The sequence below is a fragment of the Bradyrhizobium sp. CIAT3101 genome, assembly GCF_029714945.1.
In the GTDB taxonomy this organism is placed as follows: Bacteria; Pseudomonadota; Alphaproteobacteria; order Rhizobiales; family Xanthobacteraceae; genus Bradyrhizobium.
The window spans coordinates 7,196,120-7,215,663 of record NZ_CP121634.1 but is presented as its reverse complement, the minus strand read 5'-3'; the positions used below and the strand labels follow the sequence as shown (position 1 = coordinate 7,215,663).

The 19,544-nt window shown below is 57.4% G+C and carries 14 protein-coding genes and 1 tRNA gene; 7 read left to right on the top strand and 8 right to left on the bottom strand.

Annotated features, from left to right (window positions below):
• Window positions 1-14 precede the first annotated feature (14 nt).
• The gene (locus tag QA645_RS33720; RefSeq protein WP_283045532.1) at window positions 15-1,004 is read right to left on the bottom strand and encodes an L-threonylcarbamoyladenylate synthase; all 990 of its coding nucleotides are present in this window, start codon (window positions 1,002-1,004) and stop codon (window positions 15-17) included.
• A 68-nt stretch (window positions 1,005-1,072) separates the two neighbouring features.
• Here QA645_RS33720 and QA645_RS33715 point away from each other — a divergent pair.
• Both QA645_RS33715 and QA645_RS33710 read left to right on the top strand, forming a co-directional pair.
• A tRNA-Pro gene (locus QA645_RS33715) sits at window positions 1,073-1,149 on the top strand.
• A gap of 140 nt (window positions 1,150-1,289) precedes the next feature.
• Window positions 1,290-2,342 (top strand): DNA cytosine methyltransferase, encoded by a 1,053-nt coding sequence (locus tag QA645_RS33710; RefSeq protein WP_283045531.1) that lies wholly within the window; start codon window positions 1,290-1,292, stop codon window positions 2,340-2,342.
• Here the strand turns inward: QA645_RS33710 and QA645_RS33705 are convergent.
• The 5 genes from QA645_RS33705 to QA645_RS33685 all read right to left on the bottom strand — a co-directional run bounded on the left by QA645_RS33705 (window position 2,310) and on the right by QA645_RS33685 (window position 8,670).
• Window positions 2,310-2,957 carry an MAE_28990/MAE_18760 family HEPN-like nuclease gene (locus tag QA645_RS33705; protein WP_283045529.1) on the bottom strand — a complete coding sequence of 216 codons (648 nt, stop codon included), beginning with the start codon at window positions 2,955-2,957 and terminating at the stop codon, window positions 2,310-2,312. The two genes, QA645_RS33710 and QA645_RS33705, sit on opposite strands and share 33 nt — an antisense overlap.
• On the bottom strand, window positions 2,941-4,122 hold the full coding sequence (locus QA645_RS33700; RefSeq protein WP_283045528.1) for a DUF262 domain-containing protein: 1,182 nt from the start codon (window positions 4,120-4,122) through the stop codon (window positions 2,941-2,943). Before QA645_RS33700 ends, QA645_RS33705 begins: the two co-directional genes overlap by 17 nt.
• Window positions 4,123-4,210: 88 nt before the next feature.
• A complete protein-coding gene (locus QA645_RS33695; protein WP_283045526.1) occupies window positions 4,211-5,473 on the bottom strand; it encodes a tyrosine-type recombinase/integrase in 1,263 nt (420 codons plus the stop codon).
• 987 nt (window positions 5,474-6,460) lie between these two features.
• Window positions 6,461-7,291 (bottom strand): hypothetical protein, encoded by an 831-nt coding sequence (locus QA645_RS33690; protein WP_283045525.1) that lies wholly within the window; start codon window positions 7,289-7,291, stop codon window positions 6,461-6,463.
• Window positions 7,292-7,683: 392 nt separating this feature from the next.
• Window positions 7,684-8,670, bottom strand: a complete 987-nt coding sequence (locus QA645_RS33685; protein ID WP_283045523.1) for a hypothetical protein — start codon at window positions 8,668-8,670, stop codon at window positions 7,684-7,686.
• Between the two features lie 625 nt (window positions 8,671-9,295).
• Between QA645_RS33685 and QA645_RS33680 the strand changes: the two genes are divergently transcribed.
• Window positions 9,296-10,363: a hypothetical protein gene (locus QA645_RS33680; protein ID WP_283045521.1), complete on the top strand. Its 1,068-nt coding sequence runs from the start codon at window positions 9,296-9,298 to the stop codon at window positions 10,361-10,363.
• Window positions 10,364-10,452: 89 nt separating this feature from the next.
• Here the strand turns inward: QA645_RS33680 and QA645_RS33675 are convergent, their stop codons facing one another.
• Window positions 10,453-11,004: a recombinase family protein gene (locus QA645_RS33675; protein ID WP_283045520.1), complete on the bottom strand. Its 552-nt coding sequence runs from the start codon at window positions 11,002-11,004 to the stop codon at window positions 10,453-10,455.
• 255 nt (window positions 11,005-11,259) lie between these two features.
• On the opposite strand from QA645_RS33675, the gene QA645_RS33670 reads away from it, so the two are divergent.
• The 4 genes from QA645_RS33670 (at window position 11,260) to QA645_RS33655 (ending at window position 15,265) form a co-directional block, all read left to right on the top strand.
• Window positions 11,260-12,411 carry a hypothetical protein gene (locus tag QA645_RS33670; RefSeq protein ID WP_283045519.1) on the top strand — a complete coding sequence of 384 codons (1,152 nt, stop codon included), beginning with the start codon at window positions 11,260-11,262 and terminating at the stop codon, window positions 12,409-12,411.
• A 199-nt stretch (window positions 12,412-12,610) separates the two neighbouring features.
• Window positions 12,611-14,137: a type IV secretory system conjugative DNA transfer family protein gene (locus QA645_RS33665; RefSeq protein ID WP_283045518.1), complete on the top strand. Its 1,527-nt coding sequence runs from the start codon at window positions 12,611-12,613 to the stop codon at window positions 14,135-14,137.
• Between the two features lie 225 nt (window positions 14,138-14,362).
• Entirely contained in the window at window positions 14,363-14,737 is a 375-nt protein-coding gene (locus tag QA645_RS33660; protein ID WP_283045517.1) for a hypothetical protein, read from the top strand.
• A 279-nt stretch (window positions 14,738-15,016) separates the two neighbouring features.
• Window positions 15,017-15,265: a hypothetical protein gene (locus QA645_RS33655; RefSeq protein WP_283045516.1), complete on the top strand. Its 249-nt coding sequence runs from the start codon at window positions 15,017-15,019 to the stop codon at window positions 15,263-15,265.
• A 64-nt stretch (window positions 15,266-15,329) separates the two neighbouring features.
• On the opposite strand, the gene QA645_RS33650 is transcribed toward QA645_RS33655, so the two are convergent.
• Window positions 15,330-19,496: a patatin-like phospholipase family protein gene (locus QA645_RS33650; RefSeq protein ID WP_283045515.1), complete on the bottom strand. Its 4,167-nt coding sequence runs from the start codon at window positions 19,494-19,496 to the stop codon at window positions 15,330-15,332.
• Window positions 19,497-19,544: the final 48 nt, after the last annotated feature.

Below are 19,544 nucleotides of genomic sequence, written 5' to 3'. Positions count from 1 at the left end.
TCGTCTCTTCGCTCTTATCTCGCCACGGCGGCCCGGCGCAGCCGGTCGTTGATCGCTTCGCCCAGGCCTTCCTCGGGAATCGCCATCACGGCAATCGCGGTCGGCGCCTTCGCATCGAGGCTGCGAAGATAGCCGAACAGATTGGCGGCGGCTTCATCGAGATCAGCCGCGGGCGACAAATTCATGACAGCGGCGGTGGCCTCCAGGCCGGGCAGGCGCGCAGGCCCGAACGCCAGCAGCGCTTCACCCGGCGCAACGTCGCGCGCGTTGAGCCGCACATTGGCGCGTGGCGCGTAATGCGAGGCCATCATGCCCGGCGCCAGCGGCTGGTTGTCGTCGCTCTCGGCCTCGACCGGCGGCCGCGCCAGGGCTAAGCCGAGCACGGCTTCGATCCGTTCGCGCGACAGCCCGCCGGGCCGCAGCAGCATCGGCGCCTCGAAGCAGCCGACAATGGTCGATTCGACGCCGACCGCGACCGGCCCGCCGTCCACGATCAGGTCGATCCGCCCCGCAAGGTCGCTCTCGACATGCGCGGCCTGCGTCGGCGAGACGTGGCCGGAAATGTTTGCGGACGGCGCCACCACCGCCCCGCCAAAGGCGCGCAGGATCGCCTCCGCCACGGGATGGGCGGGAATGCGGATCGCGACGGTGTCGAGGCCCGCCGTGGCGAGATCGGCGACCGGGCAATCGTCCGTCTTCGGCACCACCAGCGTCAGCGGCCCCGGCCAGAACGCTTCAGCGAGCTTCAGGGCGCGCGCATCGAACCGCCCGATCCGCCGTGCGGCCGCGAGGTCCGCGACGTGTGCGATCAGCGGGTTGAAGGCCGGCCGCCCCTTGGCGCTGTAGATATGGGCCACCGCCGTGGCATTGGCGGCGTCGGCGCCGAGCCCGTAGACGGTCTCGGTCGGAAACGCGACCAGGCCGCCGGCGGCCAGCGTCCGGGCGGCAGCTTCCGCGCCGGCCTCGCCGGCTGGCAAAACCTGTGTTTCAAGACCCGTTTTCACAGGGACAAAATTCCTCATCTCGGCCGCTTGCGGTGCGCCAAACCCGACGCTATAAGCCGGCCTCTTGTCGGAGTGTGGCTCAGCCCGGTAGAGCACTGCGTTCGGGACGCAGGGGTCGCAGGTTCGAATCCTGCCACTCCGACCATTATTTCAAGTACTTATACGATCTGGGGTTTCCTCGCGCAATGAAATGCGCAACGAAATACCCTCCACGACGCTATCGACTATTCAGTTTGATAAGGTCGTTTTGATACATTCCCCCAGCGATTCGCTGGTTTGGGGACGATGTCGGATATTTGCGTAGTTGACGTATTCTGCGGCGCCGCAGGGTTATCGTATGGCCTGAAAAAAAGCGGGCTGAAAATTGCTGGCGGGATCGATGTAGACCCGGCGTGCCGGTACCCGTTTGAGACCAACATTGGCGCGCTGTTCGTCGAGGAGGACATCCGCGACGTATCTGCTGGGACCTTAGAAAGGTTATTCGGCGATGCGCCTGTGAAGGTATTGGCTGGTTGCGCGCCGTGCCAACCCTTCTCGGGATACACGACGAAACGAAGAAATCTCGATGGGCGCTGGGAATTGCTTTTGGAATTCCTGCGACTGGTCATCGAAGCCCGTCCCGAGATCGTGACATTAGAAAATGTTCCGCGCTTAGCGCAGCTTCCATTGTGGCGCGAGTTCGTCGCCGGCTTGCAGAAGGCGGGATATCAGGTCAGCTGGGCAATCCTTGATCTTTCAAAATTCGGAGTTCCGCAGCAGAGGCGGCGGCTCGTGCTACTGGCGTCCCGGCTCGGCCCCATTGATCTCCCCGTAGCGAGTGAGGGTACAGCGGCTTCCGTGCGAAAGGCTATTGGCGGCCTTCCAGCCATCGAAGCGGGTGAGAAACATTCGAAAGATCCCCTTCACGCCACCCGAGCGCTTACGCCAAGAAATTTAGCCAGGATCAAACAATCAAAGCCGGCTGGCACTTGGCGGCAATGGCCGAAGAGAATGCGGACCGCCTGCCACCAAAATGAACGAGGAAAGACTTACCCTTCGGTCTACGGAAGAATGTCGTGGGACAAGCCGGCTCCCACAATCACCACGCAATTCTATGGATTCGGTAACGGGCGTTTCGGGCATCCCGAGCAGCATCGAGCAATTTCCTTGCGAGAGGGTGCGATTTTGCAGTCATTTCCCCGCAAGTTTGAATTTGTGCCCAAAGGCAAAAAAGTTAGCTTCAAAGAGGTCGGTCGGCTTATCGGGAACGCAGTGCCACCGGCGCTCGGCCTGAGGATTGGGAAAGCAATTACTCGTCACGTCGAGTCAGCGCAGATAGCGCTGCTCGCCCAAAAATGAATCGATGTTGGCCGTGATCCCTCTGACGAACGCGAGAGATCGTCGCGTGATCGCCAAAAGTTCCTTCGCCGGATATTGCATGCCCACATCTTCGTAGGTTTTGAGCCCGTGGGCGAGATCATTTCGGCATTCTTTGATTGTAACGAGATCGCTCCCATTCCAGGTCCGACCTTTGTCGGTGTAGCAATCGAAACCGTACGCGTTGCCTAGCGATCGAATAAGCCTAGCATCGACGTTACCCGAAAGCTTCACTTCCTCGTTCAGCGCGATCGCAACAAAAGACGCTGGAAAGTCCTGCCAATCATGGTCGGTGCTGTCATTAGCGTTTCTCTTGTATCGCCTTATCGTTTCCTGTCGAAGAACAAGGGAAAGCTTGTCGAAGGGAATTTGCTCGATCGTGATTTTATCGTGGATTGCTTCGATCGCGCTACGCGTTGACGCCTCTACGATGTTGTAGAGCAGCAGAAATGTGCCCGCGCGCAGAGTGAGCAGCCTCCTTGTTTGAGATCGTGACGCTGCCGACAGGCTGGACATTCTTTCCGCTGTGATAACAACTGAAAGATAGTGGCGGGCCTGCCTTTTTCGTTCGTCGAATGCTTCAAGCAGCGTCGTCATTGCCGAGTAACATGTTCTTCACGAAATCAATCCGGCCATGCAAATTAGTGCGATTATTCGACGAATCGCTCGTGGTCCACTTTTTGAACTCGTCACTCTCCATCCAATTAGCGATGTTGTTACTTTCTATCTGTCCTCCATCCCGGAGAGCCAGGTTTGTGCCGACCGAAATCGCCTCAAACCTCACGCGAGGGACCCTTCGGCCGCGACCTGTTTTGATGAAGCCATTCGGAAAGTTCTTCGCCACAAACGCCAGCATGTTCTTCCATTCATTCGTCATGTTGGTCGTTACCGAGCTATTCTTGGAAATTTCGGCGTTCTTGTCGCGAACGTAGGTAAGAAGGAAGTCCTTCACGACTTTGCCTTCGGGACCCGTTCCAAATTCTTGGTATCGATCAGAGAAGGCAAAGAAGCGGGTAATAAGCTCTTCATACTCGAATCGCTTGCGCTGTGCGTCCGAGATGGGAGCAAGTTGGTGCAGCAGAGGGTCTTTCGCCAACTCGGTCGTCAGTTCAACGAACGGGCCCCCCTCGACGCCTCGCCGTACTTCGACAGCTTCAAGGCCTACCGAGCCCGAATTGATACGGTCAAACATATCCCGGCGCACATCTTCGGTGACGGTTTCCGTCAGCTCGATCAGACGCAGCGTTGAGCGCTTGAACCTCCGTTGCCTCGAGGGATGAAGGTCGAAGAAAGTAAATCCATTGAGGGATTTTAGCCGCTCCAGGTCGCTCAATACGAGCTGGCCGGACATGAATTCCACGAGTGTCCTTATTCGTTGCACGCCGTCGACAATTTCGAGGCGCCCCGAGCTATCGGGGTCCTCCTTCTCGCTGATGTCGGCCACAAAGAGGAAGGGAATGGGTATGCCTATAAGCATGGACTCAATGAATCTCGACTGGTTCTTTTGCGGCCAAATGAGGTCCCGCTGATAATCGGGCACGTAGATTTCATTCCGATCTGAATCTTTGCCGACCAGGTACTTCCGGACAACGACCTCTGCCGGATACTCGCGGACGATATAGCGGACGTCTTTGATATTTTGAACGATCTGAGCCTCGCCGGCAGCGATCTCCGTAGGTGTGCGCTGTGGAGGACGCAGCTTCAGGATCTGTGTCTCGGTACTTGCCGACAGATCGTCGTCGCCGTCATCAAACTCTTGCATGCCGATTTGCCCGGTAGACTTTTGGAAAACAATCGAACCGCAACCAGTGAGCGAAAGCAATACTTCTTAGGTGTTGAATTAACTGGCTCTAGTTGCCGCGGCGACTTCCAAAGGCTTCAGCGGCTTCTTCCTGAAATTCCGGATGATGGTGGCCGTAGTTGGCCTCCAGCTGCTCCACGGTCATGCCCAACCAACCGGCGGCCTCCCACATATCGACGCCGGCCTGCATGAGCCAGGTTGCTGCCGTGTGGCGTAGGGAATGCCGAACCACGTCGTCGCCGAGGCCGGCATCCTCAAGAATGCCTTCCCAGGCTGACCTGATCTTGCCCGCCAGCGGCTGGCCGTCGTGGGCGCGGTTGACCACAAACCTGATCTGCTCGCCGTCTTTCATCAGGCCTGCCGCGCGAAGCTCGCCCGAACGCACCTGGTCGATCCGCTGCCAGCGGACCAGGTGCGGCCGCAAGCGGCTGGCGATCTTGGCCGGCGGGCGGCGCTTCTTGGTCGAGCGCTCCAGCGCGCCTTTGCCCTGGTAGACCATCGCCTGCAGGTTCATCCAGGGATGCGTCGTAGTCGGAACCCACTGGGTGCGACGGATCGTTTCCTCGCGCCGGGCGCTGTAGATGCCGATCAGGCAGAAGCGAGCTGCTGGATAACGGCGGCGGATAATCCAGCGCTCCCGACGCAGCAGCGTACCGTCGTGTTTCCGCTTCCACGATCCGTGAGCTTCATCCCAAATATAGCCGATGGCGGCGCCCAGCAGTCGCGCGACTTCATTGCGCGTTAGCCAGCGGTGCCTGCCTTCCGCTTTCGGCGGCAGGGTGATTTTCGGCACGACGCTCAGCGTGTGTTCGGCGTGGTACGCATTGATGGCCGCGCGCAAATCCTCCAATCGGCGCCGCGCGGTCTGGTCGGACACGTTGCCCTGCCGCGGCTTGATCCCGGCCTGCCGGTTGTTCTCATTTGGTGTGCCGGTCGACCAGTCGACGAAGTCACGGCACAGTTGCGCCTTGAGTGCGCTCACGGTCTTGTCGCCGAGGAAATTGTTGAGGTCCAGCAGGCGGATCAGCAGCAGGTCATGCTGCGCCCATGCGCGGTCGTCGCTCTTGTCCTTAGGTCTCTTGGAATTCTCATAGGCCGTCAGCACGTCGGCGATGGCAAGGACGCCGGGATCGGTGGCGCCGATGGTCGTTGTGTGCTTTCCGCCGATGTAGGTTTCGAGCGCCTTCGCAGCGCCGTCAATGTCGTCGCGGCCGCAACCTGTGCGGATTTGCCGGCCACGGTCGAGGATGATCCAGCTTTGGTCGTCCTCTCGAAACCAGAGTCGCGGCGGCTTGGCTTTGCGGCCCGGCATGATGGTGTCACCAGCTTTTTGACGGCAAGAGGAGTGGTTAGAATCTTACCTGCTACGTGTGCAACTTCAAGAGTCCCCGCAGAAATTGCGGTGCGCAGCGACGATAAAGTTAGTGGCCCGTCCGGGAAAAACAGCGCGACCGCTTCCACAAGCGTAATCGCCTCATCGTCGCGCCACTGTAGCGGTGAGGGACGGAGTTTAACGCGGCAAAGCTTATCCCGCCTGCGACCAGCCACGCTGATCACTCCCAATCAAAGCGCACCCCACGTGTCCCGGCCTGGTGTGAGTCCATGGCATGCGCCGGCCTGGGCTGGCGCATCCGCTCGGGAACGGCACGTCGCTGTTATTCAGCGGTCGCTGCTGAAGAAGATGCTGCTCTGCTTGGCTGGGATAACTTTATGAAGCTTTTGCTGGCCTGGAAGGATGGTGTTTCACACCGGGGTGGCCGAAAATGATTTTAAAGCGCTTCTGTCGAGCCTTGAGCGAATAAACACTATCGCGAATGTCGCTTTTCTTCAAGTTTGAACAGCGGAGCTTCAACAGATTCAGCACTGGCACCGGCAGTGGTGGAATGACTTCCCTTCGGTTTTCCGGCGCTACCGCGCCGGCTAAGAGGATGGCGCATGGACCGTCGAGGCGCGCGGTTCTGTGTAAGACATGTGTAACTCTAGTTCGGAATTTCAGATCCATCTATCGGCATGAATTAAAACGATAGTTTTTCGTTTTCAGCAACAAAAGAAAACATTTTAAGTCCTCTGATGCTTAGCTAAGTGGTTTGTAATCATTGATAATTTTTGGACGAAGTTGGGACTGTGTAAGTATTCGTGTAAGTCACACGTCCGCCCTCTCTCTGCGGAGCCGAGTTCGGATTTCATGGGGGTTGCGCGATTCAAGCTCAATTATCTTAACTGAGTCTTACGAGGCTGAACCTTGTCCGAGCTGGGTAAGACCTGATGCTGTTGCAAAACCGTCCAAAGGCCAGCAAACCTACTTGTTGTCGCTCAATTCTCCCTTGATGGCCTTGGTGAGCAAAGAACCCAGGACCGGTATGGGACAGGCATAGACCACGCGCGTCCGTGGATTCCATGAGCTTTGTAACGCGACCAGCCAAAACCGGGTTCCTTCCTCTCCGATGTTGAAGCCGAGGATGGGACCGCCGCTCATCCCGACAACGCTCTCGATCGGATTGCTGTCGTCGATCTGCCCGACGAACCGGGGGTACCGGGTCGACTTGGCACCCTCCGGCGGATTATCGAGCCGGACTACCCTGAACATAGTGGGGGAGACCATGGCGTTGCCGTAGCCGTCAATCTCCTTGGACGCAAATTCTTCGGGAAAGCCGAGCATTGCGTAGAGGTGGAATTCGACGTTGGCTTGGTGAATCCAGTTGTTTTCCTCGATCGCCACGCAACCATTCTTCGCCAGAAGATTCACGTAGTAGGGGCTTAGCGGGATGACGCCAAAGTCCAAGCCCTCGTCTTCATCATCAAAATGGATGAGGCGAGCGCCCTTCAGATCAAACGGTATCGGCACGGTGCTTACAGCGTCTTTCCCGAAGGTGTCGGCCAGGACGGCATTCGTAATCGTAATTTCCGTACTGTCCCGCACATCCGCGAGGTTGCTCAGGACGTGGCCCGCCGTAAGGAAACAGACCATCCCTTCAACACTAATGAGCGTTCCAGAGTAAATGGCGAATTCGTTCCTTTCGCTGTCAGCGCGCCGGTAGGTAACGCAGAGCCCTACAAGGTGCCTGCAGAAGTAGGACAGGCCTTCGGAATCTGTCCATTGGCGCTTGTCGGAATTGAGCTGGTTGGTCACGGGTATGGCCCACCGCGAGAATCATTTGGGACTATTGACGTATACAACTGCGCGGCGCATATGCTGTCTATCGCTTTCGGAATTGGTTTTTCGGCGAAGACAGGGGCCGCTCCAACGGCCCCTGTTGCTTTATCGACTGATGCTGATCGAGAGGAAGACTCTCAACCGGCCCAGCAATAAGGCGAGTGTGCCACGAAGGTTCATGGTTCTCGCTTTCTTCTTTGGTTTTTCTGACGTTGCGACCATAAGCCTTGCGGCATCGTACTTTTAGCACGGTTAGCCCAAAGCAATTCCGGCGCCTTCGGTGGCGATGGCTTCAACGCAGATCCTTGGTTGGTCTGGCGCAACAGCTTGTCCGACATCGGGCAGCGAAGTGGCGATTACGCTTACTCTCATCTATTCGTCAGATTGGTAAGTTTGGCCGGATCAAACTCCCAATAGCTGGTCTCATCGCTTCGCGCGATGTCGTAATAAGACCGGTCTCCAATCAGGATTGGCCACATCCACCACGCAGGCGGGCCCATGCATGACGCGACTAGATAGGTTTCATCGGGACGATCATCTCGTGCTTGTGCCAATGGTAGATAGGTGTCGGTGACGTTAGTGACGTTCGTAAGTTGGATGTCGTTCTGCTCCAGCACCAAGATCGTTTTCGCGCCGTCATTAGCCTTCCAGGCTGCGAGCTTTGGAAACTTCTTGTCGATGGCGGCCTTCATACGGTCCGAGCGCCGCTTCTCGATGTCGTCAACCGTGTGCCTGATCTCAAAGTGCTTGCCCGGAATTATCGGCGGCTCGTGCCGCATGAGCACCAAGTCGAACGGCACACCTGCTGGCTTCACGGGACCGACACCATTTCCCTTGTAATCTGGGAAAGGTCGTTTCGGGATGGTTGGCGCGGTCTCTTTCACCCACCCGATGATGGCCTGTTGGATGGTCTGAAGCTCAGAAGGCTTCCGCCCATTCAGTACGTTGATCGGCAGTTGAAGCTGGAAGAGGGCGTCGGTCCCCAGCGATTCAGTAAGCGCGCTTGTGATCGGCGCAAACAGCCTTTCAGTCTGTGCCTCCATGCGTATATGTCCCTCGAACGGCTCGATGAGCGTGTGTTCGAGGGCGAATAACTGGTTGCCGAGCTTGAACGTGAGTTCGACGGGATGCCGGTGATTCTCCTTTTCGGGCCAGCGCAAACTGTCCCGCGTTTGTCCAACACGCTGTTCGAGGCGCCGGACCATCGCGTCGCACACTTCCCCTTCATACCGGCTGAGGAGGGGATTTGGCTTGCGCGGCTTCTCCCACTGCGCGCGAAGCAATTCTGCGAGCTTGTTCGACTCGCTGACGGTCAGGGTGCCCAATTGATCCACGATTTTCGATAGATCACGCATCGGTTCATGATCCTCCCTTTGCAAACTATAGGGACCATCCGACGGTAACGCACGCCTAAATAGTGAGGGACGGGTGCAAGCCGACACGTCGGCTTAAGTGATGCCAAGCCCCTTGCCGGTTCACGACGTGGCGCTCAAGCCCCTAGCCCGCAGGGTGCCAAAGGCAGGGCTTGAACGACAGGGCGTGAACTGGCCATCTTGCGTGAGGGATTACAGCCCATAGGGCGGAGACAGCTCTAAGTTCAATTGCGGAGATCTGCTCGGCTCCGGGCGAAGCCCTGAAGCCCGGCCGTCAGGCACGCACAACCGGCTTTACCGAGCATGCTCGGAGTGGTGTCGCGTCGGTGGTCGCAGTTCGGATCCGACGACGGGTGACGGGCACTGGACACGAAATTGTTGGAGGCTAAAACCTGTCACCGAGATAGAGGGGGGCCGAGTGCGAGAAGGCGATTTCAAGGAAACGACTAAGAAGCTGCTGGCTGATAGAGCTGGTCACGAGTGCAGTCTCCCACACTGCCGGGTTCGTACGGTCGGGCCTGGCGCCGCTCCTCACGAGGCGGCCAGAGTAGGGCAGGCATCGCACATCTACAGTGCAGCTTCCGGGGGGCCACGTGGTCGCGGAGGGTTGACTCCGGACCAACTCGCCGACGTCGATAACGGCATCTGGACGTGCGAGCTTCATGGAAAGGACATTGACAACAACAAGGGAAATGCATTTCCGGCGGGGCTTTTACGGACTTGGAAAAGGCTACACGAGGCTCGCATTCGACGTGCCAGCACCGGTGCACCGCTCGATCGATGGATTGAACAGGTGAAGTTAAAGAGGAGCCCGCTCTTTCTTCCAGATAGTGTGATGCATTTCGGGCGGGTCACGGTGGTGAGCGGAACGAATGGGGCTGGCAAAACCGCGATCTGTGAGTGGCTGGCCGGTCTCCGCAATACTCGCCTCCTAAATCGCTGGGACGGTACCAACGCTCGTCGGGCTCTGAATCTGGACCTCAGTTTCATGGCGAGCAAAGACCATACGCTTTCGATGGACATTCCAGTGGACGGAATGCCTCAGTTTGAGCTGGACGGCGCTGCTCAGCCGGAGTCGCCTTCGGTCATAGACTTCGTCTACTTGCCGCATCGGTATCTCGACCCGAGGATGGGGGATGATCTGCGCGGCTTGGCGGAGTTGCTGCAAGTGAATGTCGCGACAGTCGTGGCACTTGCCGCGAACGTGGGTGCTAACGGCAACAAGCGCTTCCGGCACATGGGATTCGAGCCCAAACCTCTTGAGCCTGAAGATCCACCGGAGAGCGTTCAGCATGAGGATGGCAGTCCTCATATGGAGTTGATCGCGGAGACGTATTCGCCGGCCGAGCGGTTTCCATTGAAGAACTTTGGCGGCGGAGTGCACACGGAAGTATTGCTTGCACTCGCTGCGGAGCTTGCGCGGTTCAAGAGTCAGCATCTTCCAACCATGCTGGTCCTGGAAGGAGCAGGATGGGGATTTGCAAAGGACCTCTTCGATCAAGTTGCCGATGCGATTGATCAATGCGCAAAGCACTGCCAGGTTCTCTTTATCGAGCCACACAACCGGCTTGATGAAGACCGCATGCGAGCTAGGGAATGGGTGCACTACGAGATCGAGGTGCCGCACGCCGGCCGAGGTTCGCCTAGGTTGCCGGCAACACTTCGGATGTGCTGAACGGCGTGGTATACGCAATGCACGGTCGGCAACAGCCGCTAGTGGTGGAGGGTCTGGGAAAGCCGAGGGGCAAAGCTACGCCGCAATTATCACGCCTTCAACCGAGAGATCGTGGAGCAGCTCACGTCGTAGTCGCTCGCGATTCGTTTCTGCGGTTCACCGGCAAGCCGTCGTGCAAGCGCACGCTCTCTCTGCTCTGGCGTTAGCTTCGGCTTGCGGCCGAATTGTACGCCATTGAGCCGGGCGCGCTCACGTCCGGCAGTGGTCCTCCGAATGATGTCTTCGCGCGTTTTTCGAGCGATATAGCCGACAAGCGCAGCAAGCACTTCGCCGAGTTCATGGGTGGTATCGGCCCAGGGTTCGGCGAGCGACCTATAGCTGGCACCTCGCGACGTAATTTCCGAGAGAACGCTCAGCATCCGGAAAGGTCCACCACGCGTTAGCCGGTCCAGTGCGGGAATAATGACCACGTCTCCTTTGCGAAGGCGGCGGAGCAATCGCGACAGCTCACGCCGGTTCACCTTCGTGCCGCTCTCCTTCTCGCAGAGAATGGTCTCGCATCCGGCTGCCTTGAGCTGGACGATCTGGATGTCCAACTCTTGTCCGGAAGTGCTCACCCTTGCATAGCCAAGGACTGTCATGCGGACGGTCCCGCAATTGCAAATGTTCTGATTTTTGCAAGGGGCTTCGCAACCGCTACGCTTCTAGTCAGCGCACTACACTTTTCTTGAGTCTGCTCAGTAGCTTCTGCAATTGACTCAAGGTCGGCGCTTATTTCCATTCGATCATTATTTTGCGCTTAGACCTTCCATGCGTAAATCAGGATTTTCGCTACCGTCGGACGCCGCTGATGATCGATTAGGCATCACTCTCATCAGCGCTCCACGGGGTCTTTCATGCGCTTCTTGTTCAACTTGGCATCCAGTCAAGCACTGGCGCGGTCAACGGTAGTGTCCCTCTTGTTCTGGTTTCCCGGCCTGGCACTTGCGCAGGCGCCGACAACAAGCCTGGAGCGCGAGCAACTCCTGGCGGCAATTTTCACCAATATGGAAAACCTTGCGGTCGCGCCGGGTCTTGTCACTTCGTCCTATAAGAACCTCCGCAACGAAACGGTGAAGGTCGAAGTTCGGGCAAAAGACAACTGCAACATCGAATATCGCAGAGTGGAAGCGGTTAGCAAAAACGGAAAGGTCGACGGTTACCTGCTGAAGCGACGGACGATGAACCTCGCAAGGGTTGGCGCGATTGAGCCTCGACGCAGTGAGGGGGGAGGGTTCGTGATGTCGTCAGTCTCTCCTGGCTTCGGCGGCCGCAAGATGATCTGCGGTTCTTACGACACTAAGCCGAAGCCCGAATTCGTGCTGCCCTTGGAATGCCAGATGGATTGGACGGGCGAGTCGGACTGGTACACGCTCGACGTATCCATCGAGGCGCCGAAGGACCAGATTTCAGCGATGATGAGTCGGGTCATCGATGCCGAGAAAGCCTACCTCACGAAATACTGCCCCTCCCGGCTCGCGTCGCTCATCAAGGAAGTTAGTGAGCCGTTGGGCGAGAAATCACCTATGGCCGGCAACTCTGCTTCAACCGCTGCGTCACAAGCAACCGCAGCTCTTGTCAATCAGGCGTCGCGCACGGCGCCTCCGGCAAGCATCATCGATGCGCTGGTGGTGGGGGACGATGCAGCGCTACGCAAGGCCATGCGCGCCAATCTTCCTTCCTACACCTGCAACGCAGAGGATGACCTGCTGAGGTGCACGGATGGTCAGTACGAGGTGAAGGCAACGGTCGCAAAGAAGGCGTTCTTTTTTCAGCTTGAGATTTCCAAGGACCCCGACAGGTTTCCGCAGTCGCGACCGGTGTTCCAGCTGATCGACCGGCTGGGCTCGGCGATCGGTCTTCTTCCCGAAGACATCAATGGCTGCTGGCGGGCTTCCGACAGCAGGACTTTCGCTCAGAAGCGGGGCGGGTTGAAAATCGCCTGCCAGACGCGATCGCAATTCACCAAGCAGATGGTCCTGGCCGTGGAGCCGGATACTTCTTTCTAGCCGGCTCCGGCTGGAGGCATGCCTCGGTGGTCCGGGGGCGAAACGCTGAATTGACCGACAAAGCTCTTCGAGGCGGAGGCGTTGCGCTTCCTAGTATCACTAGGCGCAGCGGGCATTCCGACTGTAGGCAGACTGGTTGGCGCCTTCAGCAAAGGCAGCATGTTTGACCCGCGGCACTTTTATCCTGGATCGTTAGTGCGTGATCTTGAGGTTTGCCGTCCGGCTCTGCCTAAGGTTGGCGTGGCTCGCGTTAATCCTGGCCAGAACCATCCTCGCCGCCTGTGTGCGGCTGCTTGAACTCACCTTGGCGACCGTCCTTGGCGACCGCTCTGTCACCTACGGCTCGTCCCGGTGGTCAAGCTACTGGGAGATCCTTCGTAGCGGTGCCCTCGGCCGTTGCGGGCTCATCATCGGCAAGATCGGCGGACGGTTCATCCGCTACAAGGCCGAAGGCTTCGTGCTGCTGTTCGCTCCGACACGTACGGGCAAAGGTTACTCGGTGGTGATCCCGAACCTGCTTGAGTATCCGGGTTCTATCATCGTCATCGATATCAAAGGCGAGAACCACGCGATCACCTCGCGGGCGCGGGCCCTTCGGGGCCCGGTCTGGACCCTCAATGTCATGGATCCGGCGAAGTCGCACGGGTTCAACCCGCTAGACATGATTCAGGTCGGTACCTGGCACGAGGCCGACGATGCCAAGCAGCTGGCCGATCTGCTGATCATCCCTACTTCCGATGGCGAGCACTGGGACGAAAAGGCCCGCGCACTGCTCGGCACCATCCTGCTGTATGTCTGCCACAAGTACGCCGACCAGCCGGAGCTGCGAACGCTGGCCCATGTCCGCGCTCTCGCTGCACAGGACTGGCCCGGTCTCGAGGCGCTGCTGCTCGACGCCGTGACGCTGCCTTCCATCAGCCTCCGCGAGGAGGCGACGAGCCTTCTCGCCATGGAGAAGAGCGACGAGCTCAAATCCATCAAGTCCACGGTCGACAAGGCGACCGGCATCTGGTCGATCGACAAGCCGGCCGGCATCGTGTCGTCCACCTCTGATTTCCGGTTTGAAGACCTCAACAGGGGCGTGGCGACGGTCTACGTCATGGTACCTGAGGAGAAGCTCACGATCTACCGCGGCTTCCTGCGCGCCATCATCGGCTGCGCACTGACTGCCATGACCAGGCAAAAGCAACAGGTCCCCAAGAAGAAGACGTTGCTGCTGCTCGATGAGGCCGCCGCCCTCGGCCGGCTGCAACCAATTGAGGATGGGGTAGGGTTCCTGGCGACCTACATGCGGATGATCATGGTGTGGCAGGACCTGGACCAGCTGCAGCGGACCTACAGCCGGGCGCGATCCATCATCGCGAACGCGGGATGCAAGGTCGCGTTCAACGTCAGCGACATCGAGACTGCGCGGATGCTGGCGGACAGCATTGGCTACACGACCACGCTCAGCCGCTCTGCCGGCAGGTCACACTCAGACGCGGACTCGCGCCGGGGCAACACGAGTGAGGGCGTGAGCGAAGCGGCGCGCTATCTCGTCGACCCCGCCGAGATCATGAGGCTTGCGGACCGCCACGCCATTATCCTTATGCCACGCCTGCTGCCTTACCCGATCCTGGCCCGCAAGGTACGGTACTGGCTTGAGAGCCGATGGCGCGACCTTTGGGACAGTTGGCGCGTCGAGGTGCCTTATGCGGACCCGCTGCCTGCCGAGGTCACGGACTAGCTCCCGCGCAAGCGCATCCGCGACATACCGCGACCGAAAATCCGAGTAACGCGAGACCCGTATCCCTAGGATGGATTGCCAGATGGCGATGCCGGCACCGATCCGGCGCAACTGGTCCGGAAGCGAGCGCGACGGAGAGCGCAGCATCTGGTCCAGCAGTCCGGCAACGGAGGTATCCTGCGGTCGGGGACGCTGCGCCGCTGAACCTTTCGGCTTTGGCTTGCCGTGGAGCAGCCGGACATAGGCCTTCTGCCAGGCTTCAAGGCGAAGCCGCGCTCTCGTCGAGTTCTTCAAGAGGACATCGAGGTTGATGCCCGAACGGACGAAATGGACCTTTGTTGCCGGCCGGATCAGTTCGATCCGCCTGCGCTGGACTTTTCCGAGATGAACTTCGGGTTCGCGATCAAGCCACGCCGCTCTCACGAAGTCTCGGGCGGAAACCGCCTCGGCCCGCTGTGCGTCGAGCGCCCGGTGGTCGACGCGTTCCGCAATACCGACCCGCTCCAGCGCATCGTTCTGTCGATCCGCCCACAGGGCCCGCCATTCCCGCAGAAGTCCGTCGCTATTCCATTCGCGAGTCTTGACAGGACGAAGTCCTGAGGCCGTTGCCTGGCGCAGAGTGAGCAGGATGTGCGCATGATGGTTGTGGGGATGATCGCCCTTTTCCAGGACTGGGGCATGAATGGCGACATCAGCCACCATGCCACGACTGACGAAGGCCTCCTGGACGAAGTTTAAAACCAGTTCTCGTCTCGCCCCGGCGTCCAGCTCATGCGGAAGGGCCAGATTGATTTCACGGGCGAGCTGGGCGTCCCTGCGACCTTCCATTCGCTCGACCTCGTTCCACAGTTTCTCGCGGTCCTTTAGGAGAGGCGTCGCATGGGCAGGAAGGAGGATTTCCGAATAGACCACGCCGCGTCGCCGGCTGTAATCGTGAACCATCTCGGTCTGCTCTTCCCGCAGCCGTTCTCCGGCGCGGTATGCGGCTGCAGCGATAGCCGACTGTCCTCTAGACCGGCTGATGATCTGAACAGAGAAGTGATAGCTCGCCACGGCGGCGCGATGCGCCGCTTCGAAGCTGATGTCAATTTTTTCAGTAGTCTGTCGGACAATGTTGCAGCGCTGTAGGATCACCTATGTTGGCGAAGCCAATGTATAAGTGCGCTGTTTCGCTGGATGAAATGAAAGCAGGTCATTCGGCCCGAGGCAGCGCGCCTGAGGTTGCCGGATCGATGACCGAGTTGTTGCGAAGGAATCTTTGAGCGGCCCTTCTTCCTTTGAGGACGAGGAAGTTCTTCTGCCGATCGCTCAACGAAAAATCCAAGGTGCCAATTGGTTGGGGATCAATCACGATGATATTTTTCTGATACTTTCTCAGGAGTTCGACGTCACCTGCGTCGATCACAATCGAAAGGATATCGCTAATCAAGCTGTGGCGTTTGGCTGAGTTGTCATGACGCTCTGACCCGAGATATAGTCCAATAAAGTTTCCCATCGGGAATTCCGACAAAAAATGCCGCAACGGGAAATTGTTCCGCAGTCCTCCATCGAGCACGCGCTGGCCATAATTCTCGCCGGGCGTAAACAGAATTGGGATCGTCATGCTGAGACGGACGGCATAGGAAGCCGGCATGTCATCATACTTCGGATTAGCCGAGTCGAGTATCAGTGCATCTTTACCCCTTTGACTCGCGAGGATCGTGACGCGCTTGGGCAAGTCGGCCAGTTTAGCCGCGTCGGTAAGGTTAAGCTTCTTGGCAAGAAGACTATCGAGCCATTTGATCAGAGCGTCGGCGCGATGCAGTCCACCATGGAATAAGACGTTTGTCGGCCATTTGTACCAAGGCGCATCCAGGAATTCGCCGAACTCAGTTTTGAATAAAATGTCCTTCAGCTCCTCGGCCGTATAGCCCGCGCTCAACAGGACTGCGAGGATCGCTCCCGCCGATGTTCCTAGATACCAATCGAAACTGTACCGATTTTCTATTTCTAAGAGCGCTCCTATGTAGGCAATGCCTTTCGCTCCTCCGCCTCTAATTATCAGGGCTCTTCCATTGAATGCAGGAGCCCTGTGCTGATCAGCAGTCGTTGTCTGAGCGGGAGGATTGTTTGATGCGCCCAGACGATAAAGAGCTGCGGACTGAGCTTTCGTTAGGCCCGTTACACTGTGGATGTTCATGTTCTCATAGGGACGCTTGGGCTGGAGGACGGCTGAGGGAGCGTTTCTTGACCAAACCCGAATGGTTCCGTCCTCGCTGCCTGTCGCGATGCGGGCGTCGGCGCCTATTGCAACGGACCACACGGCATCGGAATGACCGCGGTACGTTGTTTTGACCGTTCCAGATTCCAATTCCCAGCCGTAAACAAAGCCATCGTCCCCCGAACTAACCAAAGCTACGTCGGTCGGCGAGAATGCAACGGAACGGACCCGACCAGCGTGGCCCTTTAGGGTTTTGACTTGCTTAGTCTTTAGGTCCCATACCCTGACGGTTTCGTCGTCGCTCGCTGACGCTAACAATGCCCCTCCGGGAGAAAGCGCGATACTGCGTACGCAATTCGTGTGTCCTGCCAATTCATCCACTAGCTCTCCGGTACGCAAGCTCCAAACCTTGATGGTGTGATCGTCGCTGCCTGAAAAGAGCTGTGCGCCGTCTGGCGAGAAGACTACAGTATGGACCTCGTCGACATGGTGTGTCAGTCGATGCAGTTGGCGTCCATTTGAAGTATTCCAGACGCTGACTGAATTATCCTTACCCGCACCAGCTAATAGCATTCCGTCAGGACTAAATCGGACATTCCAGATCCAGTCGTCATGATCGCGGAGTACCAAATTACATTTCTCTGTCCGCCTGTCCCAGATTCGGACCGTGCCATCATTCCCACCGCTCGCTATCAATCGGCCGTCTGGACTGCAGGAGACGCTCTGAATTGTGCCCGCGTGACCGGATAAGATGGAAGGATCGGTTCGCCGGCCAGAAGACCAGATTCGGACTAGTCCATCTTCGCCGCCACTAATCAAGTCGCCACTTGTTCCAGCAAAGGCGACCGATCGAACGGCTCGTCCGTATCCCCTTATTGTCGCCAGACATCTCCGACGATCGACGTCCCATACTTTTACCGCCTGATCGTCGCCCCCACTTGCAACGATGTTCCTGATTGGTCGAGCGGCAATTGCTTTAGCTGACGCGGTGTGGCCAGATAGATAGCCTGTGTTTTCTCCGTTTCGGGACTGCCACAATCCTATTCTTCCATCCTCGGCGGTGGTTACGATCATTCGATCGTCGTGGCTGAAGTCAATTGCAAGCATTCGAGTGTTGGTGTCCCGAATGTGTGTGATCGGTCGTCCATTGCTCGCTTGCTGAATAGCTATGGACCCATCGTCGTCCCGTAGGCACGCTAAGACGTTTCCTTGATTGCTGTAAGCAAGGTCGCGAATTGGCTTACCAAGTTCAAACTGAACTACGAGCTTATGTTCTCGGTAGTTCCAAATTGTTATTGCGTTGTCAGCTATTGCCAAGTGATCATCTGTTGGGCTGAATTTAACCGCTCGCACCCGTCCGCCAGTACCAGCGATGCGCTCGATGATATCGCCAGTTGCAGGATTCCAGATTATTGTTTGCTTATCCTCCCCGCCGCTTGCAAGCAGTCGTCCGTCGCGGCTGAACGATATGGAATAGATTTGATCGACGTGTTCTTTTAGTATTCTAGTGCAGTGGCCGTTGGCTACATCCCACAAGCGGATGGTGTAGTCGCTTCCCGCAGTCGCCAGCGTCTTCGCGTTTGGCGAGAATGCGATCGACCGCACCCAACTGGTATGCCCCTCAAATGCGCGAAGCTGCGTTCCGTCGCCTATCCTCCAGAGGTAAACGCCACCGCTCATGTCTCCTGTGGCGACTGCATCGCGCGCAGGGCTCAACGCCAAACAAAGGACCGCTCCTAGATTTGTAGTGAAAACCGAATCGACAAACTGACTGCCGGACATATCGACGCCGTGCATCGTTGCGCCTTGGAGATATGCCTGGCGAATGATGCAGTTCGAAAAGTCGCGGCCGCTGTAGGGAAGCTCGGCGGCACCTATCAGATTAATTACATTGCCGGCTGTGTAGCCGGTCAGACCTAATTGCCTCTTCCTTGTTAGGAGGCGAGCGAGCTTTCTATCGAAATCGGCGATGTTCAAGCTGGTTTCGCGGGCGCGCCTAATCGCTTCGTCCAGGATTAGCCGCTTTTGGATATCGCGAACGTAGTCTTTTGCAGTGGCTCTAAGTAAAATGTGCTTGTCGAGTAGTTCCGGCTCGCCAAGTTCGATCTCACGTACTACAGCGGAGAGCACCTTTTGAGTTACGAATTCCATTATCACAGGCTGCAAAGTTAGGCTTTGCTTGGATCGCACCAGGGGTAGTCTTGTCTGGAATGATTGGATCGCGCTTTCGATTTGTTGCCTGACGTCGATGTCGAGAACGGTCTGCCTGATCTCTTCTAATGCAATCGGCTCCCTGTTGAGTGCCAGGCATACGATCAGAAAGAGTTCAGCGGGCGCTAGACGATCGAAATGCCAATCAATTATTTCCTCAATGTCGCGGAATATTTTGCTGCCCGAGGTCAAAAACTGACCAGCGTCTCCATTGTAAACGGTCTCTACAAATCGGGCCGTCAATTCAAGTGAAAGCGGATGCCCCTGATAAAAGCGAATTATTCGATTGATTGCACGCGCTCCGGTCACCTTTCCATGAGCGGCAATAATTTGTCGGCTCGCACGATCATCGAGCCCCTCAAGCCGGAGGATCCTGCCGGGCTTTTGCTCGCCACAGAGGGTCTCAAGCAGGTACGGAATTTCGCGGCCATTTACGAGGACGCAGCTATTGTGCGGGGTATTCGCAATCCGTTGAAAGAAGTCTTCATACTCTCGAAATTTTGCGTCAAACGCGACTGTGCTTTTTGATTCGCCGAGTATGGATTCAAGATTATCCAGGATAACGAGGCATCGTTTCTCGCGAAATCCAGCGAGAACAGCATCGAGATCTGGTTTCGGGAAATTTGGCGAAGACGGGCCTCGGTCGCTGAATAAGAAATGAGAGATGTCGTCCACAAGGCTTTGAAGGCTAGGTGCATTCAGCAGCGAACGCCAAATAACATAGTCAAAGTGTCCTTCCGTCTCGGGAGCGGGGCGGTCATCATCGGGGTGGCTAATCTCGTTGGCAAACATGGCCGAGAGGCGCGTCTTGCCGCACCCTCGAATTCCGCCCAGAACGATGAGTTGACATCGATCTATTAGCGCCCACTTCTTGAGAAGTGCGCTTTCGTTCGCTCTGCCAAAAGAATTTGAGACGCTGGGAGCGTCGCCCCAATCTGCTGTCAGCATGCAGCCATCCGGTGTGAGGCCGATCGGTAATGCGAGTTTGCGTCGGAA

Excerpts from the sequence above, each read along its gene's own strand:
- QA645_RS33675 (WP_283045520.1), bottom strand. The coding sequence starts at position 11,004 with ATGACAGTCCTTGGCTATGCAAGGGTGAGCACTTCCGGACAAGAGTTG.
- QA645_RS33655 (WP_283045516.1), top strand. The coding sequence starts at position 15,017 with ATGGGCAGGAAGGAGGATTTCCGAATAGACCACGCCGCGTCGCCGGCT.
- QA645_RS33700 (WP_283045528.1), bottom strand. The coding sequence starts at position 4,122 with ATGCAAGAGTTTGATGACGGCGACGACGATCTGTCGGCAAGTACCGAG.
- QA645_RS33695 (WP_283045526.1), bottom strand. The coding sequence starts at position 5,473 with ATGCCGGGCCGCAAAGCCAAGCCGCCGCGACTCTGGTTTCGAGAGGAC.
- QA645_RS33705 (WP_283045529.1), bottom strand. The coding sequence starts at position 2,957 with ATGACGACGCTGCTTGAAGCATTCGACGAACGAAAAAGGCAGGCCCGC.
- QA645_RS33670 (WP_283045519.1), top strand. The coding sequence starts at position 11,260 with ATGCGCTTCTTGTTCAACTTGGCATCCAGTCAAGCACTGGCGCGGTCA.
- QA645_RS33685 (WP_283045523.1), bottom strand. The coding sequence starts at position 8,670 with ATGCGTGATCTATCGAAAATCGTGGATCAATTGGGCACCCTGACCGTC.
- QA645_RS33710 (WP_283045531.1), top strand. The coding sequence starts at position 1,290 with ATGTCGGATATTTGCGTAGTTGACGTATTCTGCGGCGCCGCAGGGTTA.
- QA645_RS33650 (WP_283045515.1), bottom strand. The coding sequence starts at position 19,496 with ATGCTGACAGCAGATTGGGGCGACGCTCCCAGCGTCTCAAATTCTTTT.